The following is a 287-nucleotide window of genomic DNA, read 5'->3' as shown; positions in this document are numbered from 1 at the left end:
CGGCAAGGTCGCCAAACAGGCCGCCCGCCTGCTCTCCGCGATGGACATGGAGGTGCTCTACACCAAACGCACCCGACTGACCCCCGAAGAGGAGACAAAATGGGGCGTCACCTGGTGCGCCGACCCGGACGACCTCATCGCCCAATCCGACTACGTCTGCCTGCTCGTCGACTTCGACGACAGCAAGCTGAAGATGTTCGGTGAACGCGAGTTCAAACTGATGAAGCCGACCGCGTACTTCATCAACGTCGCCCGGGGCCGCCTCGTCGACGAGCCGGCACTCATCG

The 287-nt window shown here is 63.1% G+C and carries 1 protein-coding gene; it reads left to right on the top strand.

The genetic code is table 11. The features are described 5' to 3' along the window. Positions 1 to 287 (top strand): NAD(P)-dependent oxidoreductase (locus ACFHWT_RS31580; protein WP_416598373.1); only part of this gene is annotated, 287 nt, incomplete at both ends.

The organism is Micromonospora sp. LOL_021 (assembly GCF_048060215.1).
In the GTDB taxonomy this organism is placed as follows: domain Bacteria; phylum Actinomycetota; class Actinomycetes; order Mycobacteriales; family Micromonosporaceae; genus Micromonospora_E.
This window is presented reverse-complemented; position numbering and strand designations above follow the sequence as displayed.